The 22563-nt window shown below is 42.7% G+C and carries 24 protein-coding genes and 1 rRNA gene; 11 read left to right on the top strand and 14 right to left on the bottom strand.

Translation table 11 applies throughout. From position 1 onward, the window contains the following. Positions 1-124: 124 nt before the first annotated feature. Together Q7J41_RS10940 and Q7J41_RS10935 are read left to right on the top strand one after the other, a co-directional pair. Positions 125-799, top strand: coding sequence for a response regulator transcription factor (locus tag Q7J41_RS10940; protein WP_304888000.1), 675 nt, complete (start codon positions 125-127; stop codon positions 797-799). 12 nt (positions 800-811) lie between these two features. Beyond that, a complete protein-coding gene (locus Q7J41_RS10935) occupies positions 812-2026 on the top strand; it encodes a cell wall metabolism sensor histidine kinase WalK (RefSeq protein WP_304887999.1) in 1215 nt (404 codons plus the stop codon). Positions 2027-2110: 84 nt separating this feature from the next. Here the strand turns inward: Q7J41_RS10935 and Q7J41_RS10930 are convergent, their stop codons facing one another. Together Q7J41_RS10930 and Q7J41_RS10925 are read right to left on the bottom strand one after the other, a co-directional pair. Beyond that, on the bottom strand, positions 2111-4510 hold the full coding sequence (locus tag Q7J41_RS10930; RefSeq protein ID WP_304887997.1) for an HD domain-containing phosphohydrolase: 2400 nt from the start codon (positions 4508-4510) through the stop codon (positions 2111-2113). A 213-nt stretch (positions 4511-4723) separates the two neighbouring features. Beyond that, positions 4724-5398, bottom strand: coding sequence for an NAD(P)H-dependent oxidoreductase (locus Q7J41_RS10925; protein WP_304887995.1), 675 nt, complete (start codon positions 5396-5398; stop codon positions 4724-4726). Positions 5399-5586: 188 nt separating this feature from the next. On the opposite strand from Q7J41_RS10925, the gene Q7J41_RS10920 reads away from it, so the two are divergent. The 6 genes from Q7J41_RS10920 to Q7J41_RS10895 all read left to right on the top strand — a co-directional run bounded on the left by Q7J41_RS10920 (position 5587) and on the right by Q7J41_RS10895 (position 9920). After that, positions 5587-6477: an ABC transporter ATP-binding protein gene (locus Q7J41_RS10920; RefSeq protein WP_304887993.1), complete on the top strand. Its 891-nt coding sequence runs from the start codon at positions 5587-5589 to the stop codon at positions 6475-6477. Next, positions 6474-7271 (top strand): ABC transporter permease subunit, encoded by a 798-nt coding sequence (locus Q7J41_RS10915; RefSeq protein WP_304887992.1) that lies wholly within the window; start codon positions 6474-6476, stop codon positions 7269-7271. Before Q7J41_RS10920 ends, Q7J41_RS10915 begins: the two co-directional genes overlap by 4 nt. A 20-nt stretch (positions 7272-7291) precedes the next feature. Next, positions 7292-8089, top strand: a complete 798-nt coding sequence (locus Q7J41_RS10910; protein ID WP_304887990.1) for an ABC transporter permease subunit — start codon at positions 7292-7294, stop codon at positions 8087-8089. 117 nt (positions 8090-8206) lie between these two features. Further along, positions 8207-8839, top strand: a complete 633-nt coding sequence (locus tag Q7J41_RS10905) for a TVP38/TMEM64 family protein (protein ID WP_304887988.1) — start codon at positions 8207-8209, stop codon at positions 8837-8839. Beyond that, positions 8840-9331: a hypothetical protein gene (locus Q7J41_RS10900; protein WP_304887986.1), complete on the top strand. Its 492-nt coding sequence runs from the start codon at positions 8840-8842 to the stop codon at positions 9329-9331. It abuts the gene before it with no gap. Positions 9332-9377: 46 nt separating this feature from the next. Beyond that, entirely contained in the window at positions 9378-9920 is a 543-nt protein-coding gene (locus Q7J41_RS10895) for a PH domain-containing protein (RefSeq protein ID WP_304887985.1), read from the top strand. An 89-nt stretch (positions 9921-10009) separates the two neighbouring features. Here Q7J41_RS10895 and Q7J41_RS10890 read toward each other — a convergent pair whose 3' ends face one another. The 11 genes from Q7J41_RS10890 to Q7J41_RS10840 form a co-directional block, all read right to left on the bottom strand. Beyond that, positions 10010-11020: a radical SAM protein gene (locus Q7J41_RS10890; protein WP_304887983.1), complete on the bottom strand. Its 1011-nt coding sequence runs from the start codon at positions 11018-11020 to the stop codon at positions 10010-10012. A gap of 33 nt (positions 11021-11053) precedes the next feature. Then, entirely contained in the window at positions 11054-12115 is a 1062-nt protein-coding gene (locus Q7J41_RS10885; protein ID WP_304887982.1) for an ABC transporter substrate-binding protein, read from the bottom strand. Between the two features lie 24 nt (positions 12116-12139). Next, a complete protein-coding gene (locus Q7J41_RS10880; RefSeq protein ID WP_304887980.1) occupies positions 12140-12925 on the bottom strand; it encodes an ABC transporter ATP-binding protein in 786 nt (261 codons plus the stop codon). Further along, positions 12925-13947 (bottom strand): iron ABC transporter permease, encoded by a 1023-nt coding sequence (locus Q7J41_RS10875; protein ID WP_304887978.1) that lies wholly within the window; start codon positions 13945-13947, stop codon positions 12925-12927. The genes Q7J41_RS10880 and Q7J41_RS10875 overlap by 1 nt, the downstream gene beginning before the upstream one ends. A gap of 40 nt (positions 13948-13987) precedes the next feature. After that, entirely contained in the window at positions 13988-14827 is an 840-nt protein-coding gene (locus tag Q7J41_RS10870) for a DUF364 domain-containing protein (protein ID WP_304887976.1), read from the bottom strand. Between the two features lie 2 nt (positions 14828-14829). Beyond that, the gene (locus Q7J41_RS10865; RefSeq protein WP_304887974.1) at positions 14830-16035 is read right to left on the bottom strand and encodes a molybdopterin molybdotransferase MoeA; all 1206 of its coding nucleotides are present in this window, start codon (positions 16033-16035) and stop codon (positions 14830-14832) included. Between the two features lie 737 nt (positions 16036-16772). Next, positions 16773-16976 carry a YwbE family protein gene (locus Q7J41_RS10860; protein WP_304887972.1) on the bottom strand — a complete coding sequence of 68 codons (204 nt, stop codon included), beginning with the start codon at positions 16974-16976 and terminating at the stop codon, positions 16773-16775. Beyond that, positions 16973-17227, bottom strand: coding sequence for a TIGR03905 family TSCPD domain-containing protein (locus tag Q7J41_RS10855; protein ID WP_304887970.1), 255 nt, complete (start codon positions 17225-17227; stop codon positions 16973-16975). Before Q7J41_RS10855 ends, Q7J41_RS10860 begins: the two co-directional genes overlap by 4 nt. Before the next feature lie 12 nt (positions 17228-17239). Continuing rightward, positions 17240-17716 carry a methylglyoxal synthase gene (locus tag Q7J41_RS10850; protein ID WP_304887968.1) on the bottom strand — a complete coding sequence of 159 codons (477 nt, stop codon included), beginning with the start codon at positions 17714-17716 and terminating at the stop codon, positions 17240-17242. 43 nt (positions 17717-17759) lie between these two features. Further along, positions 17760-18767, bottom strand: coding sequence for a PLP-dependent cysteine synthase family protein (locus tag Q7J41_RS10845; protein ID WP_304887966.1), 1008 nt, complete (start codon positions 18765-18767; stop codon positions 17760-17762). Continuing rightward, positions 18760-19158 (bottom strand): helix-turn-helix domain-containing protein, encoded by a 399-nt coding sequence (locus Q7J41_RS10840; RefSeq protein ID WP_304887964.1) that lies wholly within the window; start codon positions 19156-19158, stop codon positions 18760-18762. The genes Q7J41_RS10845 and Q7J41_RS10840 overlap by 8 nt, the downstream gene beginning before the upstream one ends. Positions 19159-19284: 126 nt before the next feature. On the opposite strand from Q7J41_RS10840, the gene Q7J41_RS10835 reads away from it, so the two are divergent. The 3 genes from Q7J41_RS10835 (at position 19285) to Q7J41_RS10825 (ending at position 21932) form a co-directional block, all read left to right on the top strand. Next, positions 19285-19677, top strand: a complete 393-nt coding sequence (locus Q7J41_RS10835) for a pyridoxamine 5'-phosphate oxidase family protein (RefSeq protein WP_304887963.1) — start codon at positions 19285-19287, stop codon at positions 19675-19677. Between the two features lie 240 nt (positions 19678-19917). Continuing rightward, positions 19918-21279 carry a DUF2252 domain-containing protein gene (locus tag Q7J41_RS10830; RefSeq protein ID WP_304887960.1) on the top strand — a complete coding sequence of 454 codons (1362 nt, stop codon included), beginning with the start codon at positions 19918-19920 and terminating at the stop codon, positions 21277-21279. A gap of 158 nt (positions 21280-21437) precedes the next feature. Then, entirely contained in the window at positions 21438-21932 is a 495-nt protein-coding gene (locus Q7J41_RS10825; RefSeq protein ID WP_304887958.1) for a QueT transporter family protein, read from the top strand. A 498-nt stretch (positions 21933-22430) separates the two neighbouring features. Here Q7J41_RS10825 and rrf read toward each other — a convergent pair. Next, a 5S ribosomal RNA gene (rrf, locus tag Q7J41_RS10820) occupies positions 22431-22547 on the bottom strand. Positions 22548-22563 lie beyond the last annotated feature (16 nt).

Genomic DNA, 22563 nt, shown 5'->3' with positions numbered 1-22563 from the left:
TATCATAGTTTTGGTAGCTTGAATAAAGATTGAATCAAGAATCTTTTAAGCCAGAGTTCAAGTTTGATTCAAGTAAAAATGCTATAATGATTTAATCAAGACGATTAAAGGATGTGTTTTCAGAATGAGACTATTGTTGGTGGAAGATGAATGGGGGCTGGTGGAAGCCTTAAAAGCTATCTTTACAAAAGAAAATTATTGCGTCGATATTTGTATGGACGGTGAAAGCGGTCTGGATTATGCCCTGACTGGTATCTACGATTTGATTATTCTGGATATTATGCTACCCCGGAAAGACGGTTTGACGGTTTTACAGGAACTACGAAAGACTAAAATTGAAACCCCAGTTTTAATGCTGACGGCCAAAACCGAACTGGAAGATAAAATTGTGGGGTTGGATTACGGGGCCGATGATTATCTCACCAAACCCTTTCAAACCGGGGAGTTGCTGGCCCGCATCCGGGCGGTAACCCGACGCAAAGGTGAAGTAATCACGAATGATCCCAGCTGGGGTGATTTGATCTTGCGGCAGAAAACCCGGGAGATTATTTGCGGCACCGCTTCGGTTAAATTGGGTTTAAAGGAGTTCTTATTACTGGAAACCTTGATTGTCAATTCCCGTCAGATCATCTCCAAGGAACAGCTCATCGAAAAGGTCTGGGGATTTGACAGCGAAGCTGAGTATAATAATGTTGAAGTTTATATTTCTTTTCTGCGGAAAAAAATTAATTTTGTTGGCTCTCATGTTCAGATCAAGGTCAACCGGGGTATCGGTTATTTTCTAGAAATGACGGAGTGAGGGTAAACCTATATGATCAAAAAACTGAAAATTCGCTTTGTATCAACCATTATGATTATTTTGTCACTAGTTTTTGTTTTAATTATTAGTTCCATCAACTATTTCAACTACCAATCCAGTGAACGTCAGAGCATAGCACTTTTATCGACTCTGGCCGAAAATGATGGCACGACTCCTCATGAGTCCCCGCTGATGCCTGGGTCTGCTAATCATCTTCCCCCTGATATATTTGACCGGGAAAAAACCTTTTCGGTTAAGATCAATCCGGCTATCAACCTCTTTTCTGTCAACGGCAATAGTGATGCTAGCTTGGTATCGGAAGAAATTGTTGATCTGGTGAATCAGATTCAAGAACAAGAGCAAGGTTCCGGTACGTTAAACGGTTATCGATACCTGATTGTCGAAAAGCCCTATGGCGAACTGCTGGTCTTTGTCGATCAGCGGATTTCCAATGCGATGGCTGACCGGCTGCTGACCACTTCACTGATCATTGGCAGCATTACCCTGTTTATCCTTTTCTTTGTATCACTTTTTCTGGCCAACCTGATGGTTAAACCAGTAGAAGAAGCGTTTGAAAAGCAGAAGCGTTTTATTTCCGATGCCAGCCATGAGCTAAAAACACCCCTCTCAGTCATCAGCGTCAATGCCGAGGTGCTGGCGGGAGACATTGGGGCAAATAAATATCTTTCTTATATCCAATCCGAGTCAACCCGGATGAACACCCTGGTTAATAATCTCCTCACCCTGGCCAGGTTGGATTCGGGTAAAAACAGCGGCGTTTTTTCGACCTTCGATTTAAGCAATGCTGTCGAAAGCATTGCCTTAACCTTTGAAAGTACTGCCTTTGAGGAGCACAAAAACTACGCCCTTAAAATTGCGTCCGGCATTTCCTACCTGGGCGATGCTGATAAGATTAAACAAGTCATCGCCATCCTGATTGACAATGCCCTTAAACATGCCGACGATGACGGGCTGGTTGAAATCACCCTTAGGCGCATTGGTGATAAGATTCATCTTGAGGTGTTTAACACCGGCGCCGGGATTCCCGAAGATCAGCAGGATAAGATTTTCCAGCGCTTCTACCGCTACGATGAATCCCGTTCTAAAGCCACTGGCGGCTATGGGCTGGGACTGGCAATTGCCAAATCCATTGTTGACGAACACCATGGGAAAATAAAGATCAACAGCGAAATCGGTGGTTGGGCCCGGTTTATTGTGATTCTCTAAACTCCAGTCCTGTAAAAAACGGTATTAAAAAAGCCATCAGGGCTTTTGTGCTCTGATGACTTTTTATTGTTCTGCTAAGCTGTTCTAACTGGGAAGATTCTTGATCATATTGATAAATTCCCGTTTTATTTCCGGATCAAATTGCCCCTCCATTTTTTCCAGATGGATCAGAGGATTTTGATTTGATCCCAACTTCTCTCCTTCTTCAGCCGAGGTCAACCGATCATAGCAACTGACAACGGCAACCACCCTTGCCAAAAAGGGGATTTCTTCACCTTTTAGACCTTTGGGATAGCCGCTGCCATCCCATCTTTCGTGATGATGGAGCACCGCATCGGCTAGCGACATGGTATCGTCAAAGGCATTGAGAATCCGATACCCCATAATTGGATGCTTCTTGATTTCAGTTAATTCTTCTTCGCTGTGGTCACTGTTCTCAACCAGCAAGTCTTTGTGCAAGACAATCTTGCCGATATCATGAAAATAGCCGGCCAATTTCAGCCGTTTTATTTTCACATGGGGGAGTTCCATGGTCACTCCTAAATCATGACACCATTGACTGACCCGTAGTGCATGTTCCTCTTCCTGAGGGCTATCACTTTGAAGGGTCGTGATAATGGAATCCAGGGTGGTACTCTTAAAATCATCCCGTTCCAGAATCTTGACGGCATACATTTTTTCTTCGGCGGACTCCAGACATTCCACAATACTCTGCTCCATCGCTGTTTTGACATCACAACCCAGAGAAATATTTCCTTTGATGACCTTAACCCCATCTCTGGCAAACTCAGTTTTGATTCGCTTTTTAATTTGTTTCGCCTGTTCAATGGTGGTTTTCGGCAGCAGAATGACAAATTCATCACCGCCCCAGCGGGCAATGATGTCATCAGCCCGGCAGATTTTGCGCATCACATCGGCTATTTTTTTCAGAAAAATATCGCCATGAGCGTGGCCAAAAATATCGTTAGTCAATTTCAAGCCATTCACATCACCCATAATAATTGAAATCGGCAGATTTCTTTCGGTATCCAGTCGCAATAATTCCGCTTCCAGAAAACGGCGGTTATACAGTCCAGTCAGAGCATCGTGAAAGCTCAGATACTCAATCTTTTCTCGCTGTTGTTTTTTCTCTGAAACATCTCTGAATACAAGGACAATGCCGATGGTTTCGCCCTTTTCGTTTTTGATCGGCGCCGCACTGTCTTCCAGATGAAAGAGCGATCCATCCTTTGCTGTTAAGACCGCATGATTTTTAAGTTCCTGGGTCTGGTCTGTCGCCATTGCCATCTCGATGGGATCCTGAATTTCCTGGCGCTGGTCTTCATGGGACAATACAAAAACCTTGGTATAATGCTTTCCTTTTGCTTCTTCATTGGTCCAACCAGTCAGGTTCTGAGCCACCTTATTGAGCATTTCAATTTTTCCAGCGGGATCGACCACCATTACGCCATCCCCAATCGAGATCAGGGTCTGGAAATATTTACTGCGTTCTTCAAACAGTTTTTTCTGAATGATCCGTCTTTCCACATTGGTCAGGACGCCATTCATTAATACCGTAATTTCATACACGTCATTGTCGCTATAGTGATCTTCTTTACCGGCAAAGCCAACCACTGCTTTGATTCTTTCATCTATAAAAATGGGAATTGCGATGAAGTTGCCCGAAACTTTCTGCCCACCCGGCAGTTCCTGCTCTGATGATGGTTTGGTGCCGTCATTGTTAAGAATAACTGGTTTCCTAAAGCGCACGGCTTCACCCCATGACCCTGCTTCTTCTAATGGGTAGGTCAACTTTGGTTCGACAATTTCCGCCCCTTTGATCAATCCCTTTGACCAGGCATTAAGGGTGAATTGCTGTTTTTTTTCATCATAAAAACAGATATAACCAATGCTGCTATCGGTCAGTTTCAGAGCCTCGTGCAAAACATAATCCAACTGCTTTTTATCATTTCTGAAATTCTTGCTTAAAACATTAACCAATATTTTATTTCGAAAGAGCACCCGTTCCTGTTTTTTAATCAGTTTTTCTTCATCCGTAATTTCCCTGATAAAAGCCCCAACCCCGATCCGGTTCTCTCTTATTTTCACCGGAAATTTCTTTATTTTGTAAATACGGTTTTTATGTTTTTCTTCATATTCAGTTGTTTTACCGCTCTCGATAACCTGCTGATCGGTCTCAATAATTGCTGGGCCAAAAGCTTCGGTATCCAGCCGCTGATCGTCCTGAGCAATGATTTCCGTAACCGACTTATGATAATAGGGCTCCGCCGCCTTATTGATAAACCGGTAGTTCAACTGTTCATCTTTTAAATAAACGACCGTCTCATAGCTATCAATGAAGGTATTGCAGATATCCTTAATGCTTTTTGTCTCCTCATTATTTTTCTGCAATTTTTTATTACTTTGAACTAATAACGTCAAGAGAATCCCGACTGCAATAACAAGTCCAACGATCAATAGACTACTCGCCGCTACTGTTTCCATTCTTTTCTCTCCTCATCCAACCTCGATACTCACGCTGTAATCCATAATAAAGCGTTAAAATATTATCTTGACATTTGTAAAGGTTTACTTTTTATCTTAATTTCATTATTATATAACAGAATTAAATAAATTTCTATTTTATTATCTCAAAACCACATTTTTTTATTTATCACTTTCGCAATATCAGTTGAAGTGAAATACCGATCGGGCCATTTACTCAATAGTTTCCATAATTTCTGCTATCTTTCTTCTTGTTTTGGGGCGATGGTCTCTGTTTTTGTAACCAAAAGCGATCATACAGGATAATCCAAAATGGGCGGGGTCAAGAATACCCTCATGAATCAGAACCGCTTCCACCTTTTCGGTATTAAATCCTTCCATCGGGGTAGAATCGACGCCCAGCATGGCGGCGGCCGTCAGCATATTGGCTAGGGGGATATAGGTTTGTTTACAGGCCCAATCAAAGAAGGCGCGGTCATTTCCAGCGATTTTCAGGTCATCTTCCTGAAAGCTCTTTAGTTTATTTTTTCGTACCTGTCTCAACTCATCAGTAAAATGTTGGATATCGTTCATGATATATTCCACATAGTCGGAATCCGGCTTCAGATCAACGGGTTTTCTGGCCAGGATCAGCACAAAATGACTGGCACCATCCAGACTGACTTCCGCTCCCCAGGCGAAGGGTTTTATTTTTTCCCGGAGCTCCCGGTTATTCAGTAAAATAAATTTCCAGGGTTCCAGACCCATGGAGCTGGGGGACAGCCGCGCCGTCTCCATGATCACGACAAAATCTTCGTCACTGACCTTTTTATCGGCATCATAGCCCTTGCAAGTATAGCGATTGTTAAAAGTATCAAGAATCAGTTCTCGCATTTCTTCTTTTTGCATTTTAATAGCCTCCCTTTGTTTTTCATTTTCTTATTTATATTCCCTTTGAACCGGTTCACTAACAAAACATTAATTATTTTTTCTCTGGACAGCCCCGTTTCCAGCTCACTGTTTATTTATGTTATATTCGGGTAAAATAATTGCATCACACCGAATTATCTGATTAAATTTGAAAGAAGGGGATCTGAATGAATGTAATTGAAATCAATCAGCTGACAAAATATTATGGAAAACATCGAGGCATTGAAAACGTATCCTTTTCTGTAGAAGAAGGCGAGATCTTTGGTTTCATCGGCCCCAACGGGGCTGGTAAATCCACCACCATTCGAGCCCTGCTGTCGCTTATCCATCCTACCAGCGGTTCGGCCACAATTTTCGGAAAAGACTGTATAAAATACGGCAGCGAAATCCGCCGGGACATCGGCTACCTGCCTTCGGAAGTGTTTTATTATGAGCACATGAAGGTTCGCGAGGTACTCAACTATTCAGCCAGCTTCTATGACAATGTCGACACCAGCCGGATTCAAAGTCTGGCCGAGGTCATGGATCTTGATTTAAATAAACGCATCGATGACCTGTCTTATGGGAATAAAAAGAAAGTTGGCATTATTCAGGGGCTGCTTCATGAACCTAAGCTGATTATTCTGGACGAACCCACCGGGGGGCTGGATCCACTGATGCAACAAAAGTTTTTTGAACTGATCCGGACAGAAAACCAGAACGGCGCCACGGTTTTGTTTTCCTCTCATATTCTTTCTGAGGTTCAAAAGCTGTGCGGCCGGGTTGCCATCATTAAAGACGGCACGATTGTCCGGGTTGAAAATATCCGGGATATGCAAAAACACAATTATAAAAAATTCACCCTCGATTATCGGGGCGTTATTGATGTCCATCACTTTAACCTGGAAGGGGTTACCAATTTAACGGTTGATGAAAGCACCTTACACTTTTTGTTCAAAGGCGATATCAATCGGATGGTTGAGCGGCTGCAAGGCCAGAATCTGATGAATATGCTGGTTGAGGAACCCAGTCTTGAGGAGATTTTTATGCATTATTATCAGAAGGAGGATCAGCCATGAACATCCTAAAACAGGAACTGCGGATGGGCCGAAAAACCCTAGTCGTCTGGTGTATCTCGCTGATTGGGGTATTAAGCCTTTTTATGCTGCTTTACCCATCCATCGCCAGCCAACTGGAGGACTTCCAAAAAGTCTTTGAAAGTTTCCCCATTGAATTCCAGCAGGCTTTGGGCGTAGCTGATCTGGAGCTTTCCAGCATTTTGAGCTTTTACCAATTTGCCCTGATGTACGTTTTGCTGGCCGGGGCCATTCAGGCTATGAATATGGGCGTTTCGGTTATTTCTGCGGAAGTCCGGGAAAAAACCGGCGATTTTCTGTTTGTCAAACCAGTCAGCCGCAACCGGGTGGTGTCCATGAAAATCCTGGCTGTGCTGATCCAGATTCTGATCACCAATGCGGTTGTTTTTACGGCATCTCTGATCATGGTTACCCTACTCAGCAGCGATTCCTACGATGTCGAGCTGTTTGCCCTGGATACTCTGAGTTTGCTCTTTATCCAGATTTTTTTTGCCAGTCTGGGTTTGTTTGTGTCGGTTTTTTTAAGACGAATCCGAACCGTTTTGCCCATCAGTATGGGGGTGGTCTTTATTTTCTATATTATCCATCTTCTCAATGAAACTTTAAAAGATGAAAAACTGGGACTGATTTCACCCTTTGATTATTTCAATCTCTCGGAAATATCCAAAAATATGAATTACGATTCTCTGAACCTACTATTATGGTTTGTTTTAGTTGGCGTGTTTATTTTTCTGACCTTCAAGCTTTTTGCCAGAAAAGATCTGCCGTCGATCTAGCCTAAAAGGAGGCGTTACCCATGAATGTATTTAAAAAAGAAATGAAGGCCAATATCAAGTCGTTGATCATCTGGTGTTGTGCCCAGGTTTTCATTATCTTTGCCGGAATGATGAAATACCAGGGCTTCTCCGATTCCCAGGTGGACGTTAACGCTCTATTTGCGGCCTTTCCCGAAGAAATTATGGTAGTTTTTGGGTTGGGTTCGGTGGATATTACCAAGGTCGCTGGTTTTTATTCGGTGTTCTTTCTCTACTTTATGCTGCTGGCCGCTGTTCATGCGGTGATGTTCGGGGCAGTGGAGGTATCCAAGGAAGAACGGGATCATTGTGCCGATTTTATCTATACCAAACCGGTACGCCGGTTTCAGGTCATCTGGCCTAAGCTGCTGGCCGGGGTCGTCAATATTTTGATTTTTAACATGGTGACCTTTGCCGCTTCGGTTTTTTTCATTGCCCAGCACAACGACGGCGATGGCTTGATCGACAAGGTTTCCCTGACGATGCTGGCACTCTTTATTCTCCAGTTGTTCTTTTTGGCGCTAGGGGCTCTTTTTGGGTCGCTTTTAAAAAACACCAAACAGGCGACTGCTACCGCTTCCGGGCTGGTGATGGGTTTTTTTATCTTATCCGTAGTGGTGGATTTATATGATAAGCTGGCATTTCTGAAAGTCTTCACCCCTTTTAAGTATTTTGAAGGCGCTAGTCTAATGATCAATGATCAGCTTTCATTCAGCTCTGCCGCAATTTTACTGATTGTCTCACTGATTTTTTTCGGGTTGACATTTTTGGCCTTTAACCGACGGGATTTGACCACCTAGGCTGATTGTGATCACTGCGATTTCTTAAATAAACATTTTCCTTCCGGCAGATCCCCAAAATATGGTGTGGATCTGCCGGTTTTATGCTAAAATGATTAAAAGATATCGAGGTAAGAAATGGAAATTTTTTCGACACTTGACACCTTGCAGAGCTTTCTTTTACAATTTGGCATATGGACACCGCTGGCATTTTTTTTATTGCAGCTGCTCCAGATCATCATCGCTCCGATCCCGGGGGGGACGGTCGGCCTGGTCGGCGGTGCTCTCTTTGGTACCATTGGCGGCTTTTTGATCAGCGCCGCTGGTACCCTGACTGGCTCCATCATCGTTTTTGTTTTGGCTAAACGATTTGGGAGGCCCTTTGTTTTGCGCTTTGTCAGTCCGGAACTGATTGAAAAATACGATCATATTAAAGAATCAAAGTTAAATACCGTTCTTTTTCTGATTTTTCTCTTTCCGCTTTTTCCCGATGACATGCTTTGTTTTATCGCTGGTCTTTCCTCCATGCCGTTGAAAACCTTTTTCATCATTGTCCTGTTGGCACGAACCCCCAGTGTTTTTATTAACACCATGATCGGTGCTGGAATTATGGATGACAGTCCCACCCAGTTTATTATTGCGGTGGCCATTTATGCTGTTCTGATTGCCATTCTTTACTTTAATCGTAAGCGCCTGGATGCTTTTATTCAACACAGTAAAAAAATAGTGGTTGAACTTCCCCCAGCGCCAAAAATTGACAAGGAGCTTTAGATGACCGAGAAAACCAAAAAAGAACTGAACCGCTTATATATGAGCGAACTGATCACCGCCCTGGTCTGCGGTGTGCTGATGTATTTACTCACTGACTCCACCGGTCAACCTCTGGATTTGCGGCTGCTGATTCCTGGCGGCGTGCTGATTTTTATTATCCTCCAAAGTGCCGGCTATTGGTATTATCGTTATCAGCTGCTAGATGCCCCCCGCACCCCGATGGACTGGGTAATGCCGGCTTTTTCCGTGCTAAAAAAGCTGGATCTGGCTTTATTTGTCCTGTATCCGCTGTACTTACTCTATCTGCTGATTTTTCAGCCGAACGCCTTTTTTATGACCATGAATATTTTTGGCCTGATCCTTTATGCTTTTTCAATGATTGAATACTACAATTACTATTATTTTAGTGTTCAAATCGGAGTGATCAAAAAGAAAATTCCCTCTGAACTCAGGCTGGAACTTTCTCAATATGAAAAGACAAAATTAATTTAACGAAGGGTAACGGTTCCCCCCTGGGCAGAACCGTGGTTTATACAACATGATGTACTTTGTTTCTATTTTACACACCATTAATCCGCTTTTTTTTGCACTTCTAGCCGTCCTTGCGCTCCTTCTCTGGAAAGCTATCTATACCTACAAAACCTACCCGGACGACAAGGAGCTTCGCCGAAATGCTACTAAGGAAATGGTCGTCGGCGGTCTTGTGCTTTGTTTAATTCTGGGTATCTTTGTCGTGGTTCCCCTGGTTGCCGGCATTACCGTCAAAGATGACGAATTATCGCTGCGACTGCCCACCGGTTTTACCTTTGAGACCTATCCCGAGGCGGATATTCTCTCGGCCAAAATGGTCAGTCTGGATCAGACCGAGTATGCCATTGCGTCCAAGGTGGTCGGTACTGAAACCCGGAATTATCGGGAAGGCATCTTCCTGCTCCAGAATGGCACCGAAGCCGCAGTCTTTGCCAACGGCAATACGGCCATCCTGGTGGAAACTCCCAACCGGATCCTACTGTTAGGGCCTGATCGATTCGATAATTTTGTCAAAAACTTTAGTGAGAAACTGATTCCCGTTCAGCCTTAATCATTAAAAGGAGCTGTTGCAACTATGCAACAGCTCCTTTTTTATAACCCTGATCAAAATTCAAAACCTCTTCAGCATTTCCTAATCTATCAGCCCTTTAAAATTGTTTTGTGGTCAGGCATTTGATTTGATATCTCCAACTGCATGCCTGCGAGGATACGTTCCACCTGTTTTCGTTTATCAACTACATAATAATTCTCACTTATCTCATAAACATCAACATCTACCGTTGGTAAGGGCTTTTTCTTAGCAATCGAAACACCCATTAACTGATTGCCACCACCAGCTAGATACCAGAGGGGAATATCGTCTAAGTTATTACCCGCCGCTAAACTGATCTCAGTATTGGGAAGAATCAAGCGAGCCATTGCTGTAACAAGTGCCGTTTCCCAGGGAGAACAACGTGGTTTATTCTGAAAAGCGGTTCCCTGAAAAGGCATAAAACGGGAAATGCGAAGTTGATATAATTTATTATACTGTTTTAAAAAATACAGATGCTCAATTCGTTCGCGGTCGGTTTCACCTAATCCTACCAGCATCATCGAGCGACTGGGCATATCCGCATCCTCACAAAATTGTAGCAGTTCTCTCCGCCGGTCCAAACTATCTCCCGGCTTTGCGAGGCTGAATACTTCTGGCGAATTGGATTCCAATGAACTTGTAATACTGTCCACTCCGAGTTTTTTTAATTCCAAAACCGTTTCTTTTTTAAATGAAGGGCCCAGATTGATTTCTAATTTCAGTCCTGAACGTGCTTGAATCAAATGAACCATCTCTAAAAGAGCGTCGTCATAACCGCTATTCAAGTCCGTGCCACCGCTGATATGAAATTGCTGAATCCCCAGGTTTTCAATTCGTTCCAAACTTTTTAAAAGCACATCAATGGGAAACATTTTATCCGTGCAAAAGGTACAATATGAACAGCGCGGTGTTATCATACAAGGGAAAATCCCCCCTGAACCGGAAGTCCACCACAAACGACGACCAATCTCTTTATCTCTAATTTCTGATGCCTGGTGAAAGAGTTCATATGCATTCCGTGAATCTCGTGCCTTCTCAAATATCGCTAATGCCTGCTCTTTAGTTAAATTCGTATTCATTTACAAACCTTTCTTTACTTTCAATTGATAAAATCACGACCCAATAATTTCTTGTATTTGCTCATTGGTAAAATCGTATTTAAAGAAATGACTATAGAAATATGAAATATCTTCGGACAATGCTTCATTTGTCATAATTTCCGGATATAGTTTATTCATTGTCCACATAATTGTCAAAGGTTGTTCGGTTGTACGGTTACCCCAAACATGGGCAACTCGCGGCATGATGTATATGGCACTGTCCTTAACTGCCGTAATATCGGCAAGACGGGCATCCGCCATAATTGTTTCTTTTTCAGATTTACTCGTAACAATTATTACATCCGGATTCCATTGCAGCAGATCCTCCATGGTATACACTAATTTCTCAGTATTTGCATCGGTTCTGCTATCACCTGTCACACTAATTCCACCTGCTGCAGGTATCCACCATTCAGCAATAAGATGCGGTTGTGTAAATTCAGAAATTGTCCCATAAACAACTTTCTTTTTATCAGTTTCCTTAATGTTCTTTGTCAATTTGTTTGCATCTTCCACCATCTTGTCAAAATATGCTAGGTAGTCTGTGGCAACATCCTGTTTGTTCAAGACCTCACCAAGTAGGGTAATACATGGTTTTACATCTTCAGTTTTTTTCCATGAAAGTTGTATAACTGTTAAACCCTGGGCCGTAAGTTGATCCGTCATTGCTGTATCCATTGTTAAACAAACATCTGGTTTTACCGATAATACATTCTCCATCAGTACTTCGCTGTCGGCACCCTGAAATGGCAAACAATTTGGCAACTGAGGCGCAAATAAATATTGATATTTTGTCCAACTTGGGCTTTTAACAAAGGAAGGGGACCCTTCATTACAAATTTTATCGCCTGCCCCCATGGTTTCAACAAAGGCATTGAGTACACCAATCGCCCCAAAAGTACCGATTTTATTTATTTCTGCCGGGAGGGTGACGGTTCTTCCGGCCATGTCGGTAACCGTCCGTTCCGTCGGTTCTGTCTTTGCGGCTGTTGTCGTCTTAGTACATCCTGCCAAGCAGCTTATGCACAACACCATTACTACGAGTAGGGTAATCATTTTTTTGCTTTTCTTCATCTCTTCTTCTCCTCTATTTTTATCTTAATTCATAACCGGAATACAGACTTTGATCATCCGATCCTGAAAATCCAGCCGGGCTTCAGTGACGCATACCGGTGTCGCATAAAGCTTTGTCAGATTTTCGGTATTCACAATATCTTCGGGCAATCCCTGTGCCATGATATAGCCATCTCTCATGAGTACTGCTCTGTTGCAAGCCAAAAATGCATGATCAGGAAAATGAGAAGTCATTAAAATTGAATACCCTTGCTCAGCTAATGATTTAATGACCTGAAGCATCTTTATTTGGTTACTATAATCCAGGTTGGCGGTTGGCTCGTCCATAATTAATATCTTAGCCTGTTGTACCATTGCTCTGGCAATCAATACCATTTGCTTTTCACCGCCGCTCATTTCATTAAATAAATGGCGACTCATATGCAGTATTCCAAGCTTTTCCATGGCTTCCTCAGCAAGCCTCCAGTCTTCTTTCGATGGGCTTCCTCCCGTAGCTAGATGAGTCACCCGACCCATTTGCACAATTTCTCGCGCTTCATATGGAAACGCCATCATTGTCGCCTGGGGGACATAGGCCATCATTTCCGCTCTTTTTTTAATCGACGCCTTGGTTAAATCATTTCCGTCAATTTTGATGCTGCCACTTTTCATTTTATTTAATGCAAGCATACATCGCAGCAATGTCGTTTTTCCAGTTCCATTCGGTCCCAGCAAACATAAAATATCATGGCTTTCGAGATCAAATGAAATATCTTTCAAAATTAATCGCTCGGGATTATAAAAATAACTTAACCCTTTAACAGTTAACACTACGTCCACCCCTTTTTTACTCTTGATAACAAAAATACAAATACCGGCGTTCCAACCAATGCAGTCAACACACCCAGCGGTAGTTCAACGCCTTCAACGCCACGAATGATATCATCAATCATAAGCAAAAAGGCACCGCCAACCAGAAAGGATGTCACCACAATTTTTGAAAAATTTGCGCCAGTGAGCATTCTTGCAATATGTGGTACAATTAATCCAACCCATCCGACAATGCCACAAACGCTTACTGCTGAAACTGTCATCAGCGTGGAGCTGACAACAACAACCAATTTAACCAGGGGAACATTTACCCCCATGGTAATTGCCTCATCTTCCCCTGCTGCCAAGGTATTAATCTGATTACGAAATATATATATTAGCGACAGGGAAAAAATCAAGGCTGGTAACATCATTAAAACATCACTATTAGTCCCCTTACCTAGGCTTCCCATCAACCAAAAAGTAATGGATGGTAATTGATTATCGGTATCAGCCAGGGTTTTTATAATGGAAATTAAAGAATGAAACAAACTTGATACAACGATGCCAGCTAGGATCAGTACCGTTATTGTGTTGCCTCCAAAAAAATGAGCAATTGTATAGGCTGCGATTACAGCAATAAGTCCAAAAATAAATGCCACCGACTGTACTTCCCACCATGTTGCCCCATTAATCATCGCCAACGCCGCCCCAAACCCGGCACCCGCTGAAACCCCTAAAATATCTGGCGAAACCATCGGATTTTTAAACAGCGTTTGATAAGAAGCACCGGATACTGAAAGTGCTCCGCCAACTAAAATAGCCAGAACAATTCTAGGCAAACGCACCTGTAAAATTACCGTATTTAGAGTATCATCCCAATACTGAGGGATATTTATAAATTGGGAAAGAATGATATCAATCACTGTTCGAATGGATATTGCATATCGACCAACCAAAAAAGATGCCAAGAACAACGCCAGCGTAAAACACCCCAGCAAAATTATTTTTAACTTGAAATGATCGTTACTTCTAATTTTCAATCGGTTGTCCTTCTTCCTTTGCGATCATCAATCCTTGTTTTTACACACTTCTTATTACCGTTCTTTCTGCATATTTGCCAAAAAAATGATACCCCGATCCTCCTTCGCTGATGATATCCAATATTTCGTCTGCTTTTGTGACTATGATTCCTCCCAAAACAGTTACTCCCTTGTCAAAAAAAGCATCTGGCAACATGCTGGCGGTGGGACCGGTAACAATTATTTCCGCACCTTTTTTAGCCATTTTTAGCAAATCAGCTAACGTGTTATTTAAAATGGTTACTCCGGTAATCACGATTAAATCGGCATCGGGTATGTAAAGGGATGCCTCTGTAGCCGGGGCATAATGTTCAAGCTCTTTTCCTTTAAGTGTTCTTGAGTCCATTTCCAGAACTTTATAATCTGCCTCCGCCTGTGTAAGCTTCTTTAGCATGGGTACCAAAGCACCAATAACGATTGTTTTTTTAAACTGCGTGGTATCAACCTGATCAAATGCATCTTCGCCCATACTGATTTCATAATTTCCATCACTGGCCTTTTGCTTTTCCCAGCACAGTGCACTAAGAGCATTTAATGTAGCAATACCCAAGGTTCTTTTTAATGGATTCTTCGAGTGAACATCTTCAATATATTTCAACACTGATCGATCGGAAAGCTTTCCTGATAAGGGCATTGCTTTTGCGGTACTGGGACAGCAGACTGCTTCAGGCATTTCTTTTACTGGTGTGAAACACAGCCCGCCATGGCCGGTAGACAGTTTGACCCCCGAGAAAAACAGTCCAAAAACCGCTCGCTCCACCGTGATCTGATCTAATTCCGAGCCTAATGTATGCTCAATTTTTTCGATGGTTTCTGCAATGATAATATTTTTTTCTTCCATGCTTATGCTTCCTCAACATATTCTTTGGGATAACGCATTTCCACCGAAATTTTCGTTCCCGCTTTAATCACTGCTTCTTTTTCGATATACAAGTAGCCATTGGTCTGGTGATAAAATTCTGCCCGAGTCATTCCCTGATTGGCAATCGGTTGTGCTAAATATCTTCCATCTTTTACAACTACCTTCATCTGGCGGATAAAATCAAAGGCAATACCGTTAACATCTTCGGTGAGTTCCGCTTCAATCGCATAAGGGGACTGAACCGGCTGCATTTGCATCAGATGCATGGCATTCTTAACATATAATCCTGCCGTCAAATCGGCTCCCATAGGCGGCCCCGGCAAGCCGATAATCGGGGTGTTTCCAGCATACGCTAAGCTGCAGTGTTTTCCGGGACCATGACCCAGTTCATACACCAGGACGTTTCCGACACTTTCCAATAGTTCAATGGTGAAATCCTTATTCCCTTTGGAAGAGCCAGCACAGATCAAAACCAGATCGGCCACTTCAATCGCTGAGCTGATCGCTTCGGTAAGCTTTTCCATCACATCGGGGATGATCGGATAGAGAATTGCTTCTCCTCCACATTCATTGATATGCGCTTTTAACATCAGACTATTTGATTCGACATTTTTACCTAATGGGGTGTCGTAACCTGCCGGTACCAGTTCATCTCCAGTGGGGATAAATGCGACCTTCGGTTTTGCCAACACTTTAATATTGGTGATGCCGCTGGTCAGCAGAATACCGATTAATGAGGCATTGATTATTTCGCCTTGATGCGCAATCAACTCACCTGCTTTGGTCTGTCCGCCCACCACTCCGACCCGGTCCCCGGAATTCTTCGGGGCGCTTAAAAAAGAAATTTCGCCCTTTTCGTCAAACTCAACCTTTTCAATTGGAATAACCGTGTCGAAAGCATCTTTGATTGCGACCCCCGTATTACTGAAACAATAGTCTTTACCTTCTACCCATGAGAGGGTGTCTGGCATTCCTTCGAAAAAGTCCTCATACCTGACTGATACACCGTCACAAGCGCTGGTCGGCTTGTTTGGCAGGGTGTTTTTTGCTAAAACATCGACCGCACAAACTCTTCCTAAGGAATCAGCAACCCGGATGGTCTCGGTTCTGGTAACCGGTTTTATATTATCTTCAAGTATTCTAAACATCTCATCTCTGCCTGGCAGAAAATCTGGTACTTTATACATTGCGCTTCTCCTCAACTCTATTTTTATGTTTTATTAAAAAATAAGTGCCTACTTCCCAATCTTCCGATCAAAATAATTATGTTTTAATCATTATTCATTTTAGACGCACTTTAAAATTAATTATTGATTTTCATTTATACCGCAATCACCCCTTTAAACCTTTTTAGTTCTTTTTTGTGTTGTTTTGTTGTGTTTTTTCATTATACAACTATCCTTTAACATATGTCAAAATATTTTTCCGATAAAATATTTCTCAAGTCACTTCATTTCTGTTCAATTCTTTAACATATGTCAAGATATTGATGCCATCTGTCTTTATTCTATTCGATTGGGAGTCTGTTGATTACTTCCAGCGCCTCATCCTTGAGACCATCTCTGGAACCAAAATATCCGGATACAAAAAAAGAGAATTCGTAGTTGCGCCTTTGCAACGAATTCCCTTTAAACCAACAATTCAATTTTATTTTTAAGCTGCCTAAAACCACCTGCCTTTCAACACTCAGTCTATGCTTTTTCGTTTTGTTTTGTTGCTTTTTATATTTATTGTTAATGTTTCGTAGATTATAGCATTTTATATTGGGGGCGTCAATGACGATTAAGTGATTTTTTAATTTAAGCGATTTCACTTTTTTCTGCATAGTGCCAGACATCATTCTAGCCTGATTGGCATTTGATCCAATGAAAAAAGAGGTGATTTCTCACCTCTTTTTCATAACTTTTTTGGGGTACTATTCACATTAATTCTGTTCTTCAACTATTTTGGCTACCCGACCCACCTGGCCGTCGGTGAGCATGACCTTGATCCCGTGGGGATGCGTGGGGCTTTTTGTGAGCAATTTGCCGACCCGACCCTGGGTCAGCTTGCCGCTGCGCTGATCCGCCTTTAAGATGATCTCGACTAATGCGCCAACCTTAACGTCGCTTCTTTTCTGTCCGTTCATTCTTTTTCCTCTCGGGCGTCTTCCAGCGCAATAGCCAGCTGATCCATGCAGGAGGTGGGCTTTTTCCCGCAGGTTTGACCTCTAAACATTGCGATGATCGCATCGGCCGTTTTTCCCTCAAGCAGCTTAACCAATGCTTTTAAATTCCCGTCACAGCCGCCTTCAAAGACCAGATTACTGACCACATCATCGGTTAGATCAAATTGAATATTGCGAATACAAACGCCCTGGGGCTTAAAATTTAACGTCATTTTTTCCTCTTTCTATTTTAAGACATTTGCCAATCTGCTTTTCATTTGTTTAGTGTAATCCTCAATCGGATGCACATATTCTTCATTCATAAACTGCGAATGAATGATAAAATCAGCCGTCGCCAGATTATTGGCCACCGGGATATCATAAACCGTCGCAATCCTGAGTAAGGCCTTAATATCTGGGTCGTGAGGCTGCGCTTCCAGGGGATCCCAAATAAAGATCAGCATGTCAATTTTGCCATCCACAATCCGGGCGCCGATCTGCTGATCACCGCCTAATGGCCCGCTTTTAAAAATCTGTACCGGCAATCCAGTTTGCTCTTGAATAAGACTTCCGGTTGTTCCGGTTCCACACAAATGATGCCTCTGTAATATTTCTTTGTTGCGACTGACCCAATCCAACAACTCTGCTTTTTTTCCGTCATGAGCAATTAAAGCGATCTTCTTAGTTTTTTCAATTGTAACATCAATATATTCAGCTTCCATTTTTTATCCTCATCTACTTTCTTTGTTCAGTTTTTACCACAGCTTATTTTCTGACTTCAAAATCCAGCAGTTTGACATCTTTTGATAAAAATTCCAATTTTACCTTTTCTTCTTTAACATAGTCCGTGCTTAAATATTTTTTATTATCATCGGCAAAGACGGTGACAACCACCGCATTAGGATCTTCCAATAGATTCTGGGCTATGATGGCAGCGATAAAGTTAGCGCCGGATGAAATCCCCACCCCCAGACCTAATTCTTTAGACAGCTTCTGCGCCATAATGATGGCATCCCCATCATCGACGGCGATGATATCATCCAATTCTTCTAATTTTATCAGATCGGGCACAAATTCATCTGAGATTCCCTGGATCCGATGGCTGCCAACCTTATAGCCGGTGGACATCGTTGGTGAACTAGCTGGTTCCATCGGATGGACTTTAATATCCGGATTCTTTTCTTTAAAGTACCGGCCTAATCCCATGACCGTTCCCCCAGTTCCGACCCCCGCGACCAATGCCTGGGGTGTTACTCCAAAAGCCGCCAATTGAATATCAATTTCCGGAGCCGTGCGTTCATACTGAGCCTGAGTGTTTTCTTCATTGGAAAACTGGCAGGGCAGAAAGGCATTGCCTTTAGCTGCCAGGGCACCGCATTGAGCAATACTCCCTAAAAAACCACCTTCTTCTTTGGAAACCAGCCGAACTTCGCCGCCATAACTCCGAATCAGGTTTTTTCGTTCGTCACTCATCCAGTCAGGCATGTAAATCACCACCGGATGTCCTAAGCAGGTGCCGACGGCAGTAAATGCAATCCCGGTATTTCCACTGGTAGCTTCAACAATCGTTTCCCCGGCATGGATTTCACCCTTTTCATAAGCCTTCTTCAGTATATGCAAAGCTACCCGATCTTTAATACTACCGGTAAGATTATAATGCTCTGCTTTTGCGTAAACACACCTGGGCTGGCCCTGATATAAAAAATTAATTTTTAACAAGGGTGTATCCCCGATGAGTTTTTCTAATGCTATAAATTTTTCTTCGTTATCCATTTACCTTATCCTTCGTTGTCTTTAGTATATTTCCCCAATGACCCAAGTCAAATAATATGGGTGTCAAGCTGAGTCCACCATCGGTTAATGAATACTCCACTTTTGGTGGCACTTCGTTATAGGATTCCCGATGAATAATACCACATTCTTCCAATTCTTTAAGGGAACTTGTCAGCATCATACTGGTAATTCCAGCGATTTCTCTTTTTAATTCATTAAATCGCATGGTTTGTTGACCAAGTGTACAGATAATCGGGAGTTTCCATTTACCGTCAATCATCTTGAGTGCCTGTTTAATGGTACACCCCGGTTTCACACAATGATTGTCCTGATCGGATTCCGCCTGATTTACCGGACATATTTCGCCGTTTATGCAATGGTTGTCTTTCATCACTCTCTCCAACACTCAGAAATTTGTTTCTAAGTCATTATTTTCTGCCTACTTGTTTTATATTCTGGGATTGTTATAATCATACTAAATTAAACAAAATAAATCAATGTTTATCAGGAGGTAAAGATGAACGAAGTAATTGAATTTCTAAATGACTGTGGTGTTTTCTTTTTAAGTACGGTGGATGGCGACAAACCCAAGGTTCGTCCATTCGGATTCGTCATGGATTATGATGGAAAACTCTGTCTTTGCACAAGTAATAAAAAACCGACTTTCAGCCAAATTAAAGCAAACCCAGCTATCGAAATTTGCGCTTCAAAAGGTCCTAAGTGGGTGCGTGTCAATGGAAATGCGGTTGTTTGTACAACACCGGAATCTCAAGCCAGAGCTTTAGAATTAGTCCCAATGTTAACCAGCATGTATGCAGTCGGTGATGAATTATTTGAAATTATTGCTATTGAAAACGCTGTAGCTGATTTTTCTTCCATGACCGGCGAAAGCCATCAGGTCGTTTTATAGTTCCTGCAAAATTCCCTTAAGTATTTGTCATCCCTGTATTTTACTATTTTTGAAAAGTCAGAACTTCGGTTCAGACTTTTTTTATTGAAACCACGATGGAATAGCGGATTCTACTATGAAAGTTTTATCAACCATGCTAAAATGAAAAGCATAAAATAGGTGGACACAAATGGGTAATTTCCATCTTAAAACTGTGATGACTTTTGTCTCCCATAATTAAAAAAACTAGGAGGTTAATGAATGATCGTCGGTTTAACCAAGAATCAGCAAATTCCCACAGCAAAAATGAATCGCAATAGCGGCAGAGCCATTCGAGAAAAAATACCTTTTTCAGCCCAATCCGTTTTTCATCCTGTCGAACGTGACCCGGTGGCGATAATTGAGAGTCAGAACTATTTTCGCATCCCTGAACTCATTCCCCTTCGTCATCAAAAAATGTCAACATCTCCCTTCGCCTTTTTCCGGGGAACGGCTCTGTTAATGGCACATGATTTATCCCATCAGGCGCAATCTGGCATTCATGTGACTATCTGTGGTGATGCCCATATTGGCAATTTCGGGTTTTACGCCTCCCCGGAACGGCGACTGATTTTTGATCTTAATGACTTTGACGAGGCTGCTCCAGGACCCTGGGAATGGGATTTAAAGCGCCTGATCACCAGCATTATTCTCTGTGCCCATGAGTTAGACTTTGATGCGAAAATGATCAAGGAAGCCGTGCTTCAAACGGCATCCTTTTACCGCAAAGGTCTTGACTTGATGTCCGATATGACCTCACTCGAACGTTACTTTGTCCTCGGTGATGAGGAACTTTTTCTTGAGAGTTTTTCCGATGCCTCCCGGGAAGAATTTGAAAAGATTATCAAAAAAGCCAAAAAAAGAACCTCTAGTCAGGTCATCTCAAAAATGACCGAAACCGATCAGTTTGGTCGCCGAATCTTTATCGAGAGTCCGCCGATTACCACCCATTTAGATGCTAAAGTGATCGACGAAGTGGAATTATATTTCAGACAGTATTTAAAAACCGTTCGTCCGGATATTGAAATGCTGTTGTCTCAGCATGTTTTAACGGATATTGCCCGACGGGTAGTAGGAGTTGGCAGTATCGGAACCCGCTGTTACCTTCTGGTGCTGACCTGTGAAGACCAAAGCCATCTTGTTTTACAGATCAAACAAGCGAATGACTCGGCGATTACCCAGTACAACCAGAAAAACTTCACCACCCCCGATACCATGACCCATGGTTTAGGCAACGGCTACCGGGTGGTCAGCCATCAGCAGATTCTCCAGGCCGCTTCGGATCCCTTTCTTGGATATTTTTCGGCCGCCGAAGGAATGGATTTTTATGTCCGTCAGTTTCGCGATATGAAAGGAACTGTTGATCTGTCAGAACTGGATTTTGAGACCTTTAAACAATACGTCATTAATTGCGGGGTATCGCTCGCTCGCGCTCATGTCCAAAGCCCTTATGCCAACTGGATCAATGGCTATTTAGGCACCGACGATGGTTTTGATCATGCTGTTTTTGACTGGTGTTTGGCCTATTCCGAACAAGTTTACCGTGATTATGAAACCTATAAAAAAAGTATGGCAACTAACTGAAACCGCCCTTCGCTATTTGAAAATGTCCGATTTCGGACATTTTCTCTTGCCTTTTTTCCAGATATCCGTTATAGTGTTAGATAATGAGACTTGTCTCAGCCATTCTTCGTGTGTTCGTGACCTTCCACACGTAAAACAAAACTAAAGGAGTTTTTTTTATGCGAAAAATTAGTGTTCTCTTTGTTACCCAAGCGGCGGTCATTGCCGCAATGTACGTGGTTCTGACCTTTGTGTCGAGCTCAATGGGTTTGGCCAGTGGCGAAATTCAAATTCGGCTCTCCGAAATGCTCTGTATCCTGCCAGCCTTTACACCGGCCGCCATCCCAGGCCTTTTCCTTGGCTGTTTACTCAGCAATCTGTTAACCGGCTGCACTGTGATTGATATTGTCTTTGGCAGCCTGGCAACGCTTATTGCGGCGGTCTTCAGTTATCAGCTGAGAAACCACAAGTATCCGCTGCTGGTCACAGTTCCACCAGTGGTTGCTAATATGATCGTCGTGCCGTTTATTTTAAAATTCAGTTATGGCGTTCCCTTACCAATCCCAGTCATGATGGCAACAGTGGGGATTGGCGAAGTGATCTCCGTCATGGTCCTTGGTTCCGTACTGTACTTTGCCCTGGATAAGCGTCGGGTTATTTTTCACCAGAGTTAAAGTGGTCGCTCTATATGTACTACAATCGATTCTTTAAAGACAGGCCATCGGCCTGTCTTTTTTGTTAGACTACGGTTGGGGAAACCGCTCTGAAAATTACTGCCGTTATACTCACTCATGCGGCACTTCGGCTCCGCTGCGTTGCACCTACGTCGCGTCAATCGCCAGATGGCTCCTCGTAACATTACTGCCGTTAAATGATAGCCGTGCAACTCCGTCTTCGCTGCGCTACGCCTGCGTTTGGGGCTTCGCCCCATAAAAAAATAGATTCATAATGAAAGATATTAAGTATCCTTATATCTCTCTCATAGCTTTACTACCGTTGTACTCGCTCCTGCGGCACTTCGGCTCCGCTGCGCTGCGCCTTCGTCGCGTCAGTCGCCAGATGGCTCCTTCCTAAAAAAATAAAAAAGATATAAAAATCCAAGTAACCTTGATTTTTTATATCTTTTTTATTTTTTTGCCACATGGCTCGTTGTTTCGCGCAAAAAATTAAAAGTCCCGCAATGTCCTATCCTCCCAGGCAGTTGCCCACCAAGTACTTTCGGCGCTGGAAGACTTTACTTCTGTGTTCGGTATGGGAACAGGTGTGGCCCTTCCGCCATCATTACGGAACTAGTTAGACTAGTTA

The organism is Acetobacterium sp., from assembly GCF_030652775.1.
Classification (GTDB): Bacteria; Bacillota; Clostridia; order Eubacteriales; family Eubacteriaceae; genus Acetobacterium.
This window is presented reverse-complemented; position numbering and strand designations above follow the sequence as displayed.

Excerpts from the sequence above, each read along its gene's own strand:
- Q7J41_RS10940 (WP_304888000.1), top strand. The coding sequence starts at position 125 with ATGAGACTATTGTTGGTGGAAGATGAATGGGGGCTGGTGGAAGCCTTA.
- Q7J41_RS10935 (WP_304887999.1), top strand. The coding sequence starts at position 812 with ATGATCAAAAAACTGAAAATTCGCTTTGTATCAACCATTATGATTATT.
- Q7J41_RS10930 (WP_304887997.1), bottom strand. The coding sequence starts at position 4,510 with ATGGAAACAGTAGCGGCGAGTAGTCTATTGATCGTTGGACTTGTTATT.
- Q7J41_RS10925 (WP_304887995.1), bottom strand. The coding sequence starts at position 5,398 with ATGCAAAAAGAAGAAATGCGAGAACTGATTCTTGATACTTTTAACAAT.
- Q7J41_RS10920 (WP_304887993.1), top strand. The coding sequence starts at position 5,587 with ATGAATGTAATTGAAATCAATCAGCTGACAAAATATTATGGAAAACAT.
- Q7J41_RS10915 (WP_304887992.1), top strand. The coding sequence starts at position 6,474 with ATGAACATCCTAAAACAGGAACTGCGGATGGGCCGAAAAACCCTAGTC.
- Q7J41_RS10910 (WP_304887990.1), top strand. The coding sequence starts at position 7,292 with ATGAATGTATTTAAAAAAGAAATGAAGGCCAATATCAAGTCGTTGATC.
- Q7J41_RS10905 (WP_304887988.1), top strand. The coding sequence starts at position 8,207 with ATGGAAATTTTTTCGACACTTGACACCTTGCAGAGCTTTCTTTTACAA.
- Q7J41_RS10900 (WP_304887986.1), top strand. The coding sequence starts at position 8,840 with ATGACCGAGAAAACCAAAAAAGAACTGAACCGCTTATATATGAGCGAA.
- Q7J41_RS10895 (WP_304887985.1), top strand. The coding sequence starts at position 9,378 with ATGATGTACTTTGTTTCTATTTTACACACCATTAATCCGCTTTTTTTT.
- Q7J41_RS10890 (WP_304887983.1), bottom strand. The coding sequence starts at position 11,020 with ATGAATACGAATTTAACTAAAGAGCAGGCATTAGCGATATTTGAGAAG.
- Q7J41_RS10885 (WP_304887982.1), bottom strand. The coding sequence starts at position 12,115 with ATGAAGAAAAGCAAAAAAATGATTACCCTACTCGTAGTAATGGTGTTG.
- Q7J41_RS10870 (WP_304887976.1), bottom strand. The coding sequence starts at position 14,827 with ATGGAAGAAAAAAATATTATCATTGCAGAAACCATCGAAAAAATTGAG.
- Q7J41_RS10865 (WP_304887974.1), bottom strand. The coding sequence starts at position 16,035 with ATGTATAAAGTACCAGATTTTCTGCCAGGCAGAGATGAGATGTTTAGA.
- Q7J41_RS10860 (WP_304887972.1), bottom strand. The coding sequence starts at position 16,976 with ATGAACGGACAGAAAAGAAGCGACGTTAAGGTTGGCGCATTAGTCGAG.
- Q7J41_RS10855 (WP_304887970.1), bottom strand. The coding sequence starts at position 17,227 with ATGACGTTAAATTTTAAGCCCCAGGGCGTTTGTATTCGCAATATTCAA.
- Q7J41_RS10850 (WP_304887968.1), bottom strand. The coding sequence starts at position 17,716 with ATGGAAGCTGAATATATTGATGTTACAATTGAAAAAACTAAGAAGATC.
- Q7J41_RS10845 (WP_304887966.1), bottom strand. The coding sequence starts at position 18,767 with ATGGATAACGAAGAAAAATTTATAGCATTAGAAAAACTCATCGGGGAT.
- Q7J41_RS10840 (WP_304887964.1), bottom strand. The coding sequence starts at position 19,158 with ATGAAAGACAACCATTGCATAAACGGCGAAATATGTCCGGTAAATCAG.
- Q7J41_RS10835 (WP_304887963.1), top strand. The coding sequence starts at position 19,285 with ATGAACGAAGTAATTGAATTTCTAAATGACTGTGGTGTTTTCTTTTTA.
- Q7J41_RS10830 (WP_304887960.1), top strand. The coding sequence starts at position 19,918 with ATGATCGTCGGTTTAACCAAGAATCAGCAAATTCCCACAGCAAAAATG.
- Q7J41_RS10825 (WP_304887958.1), top strand. The coding sequence starts at position 21,438 with ATGCGAAAAATTAGTGTTCTCTTTGTTACCCAAGCGGCGGTCATTGCC.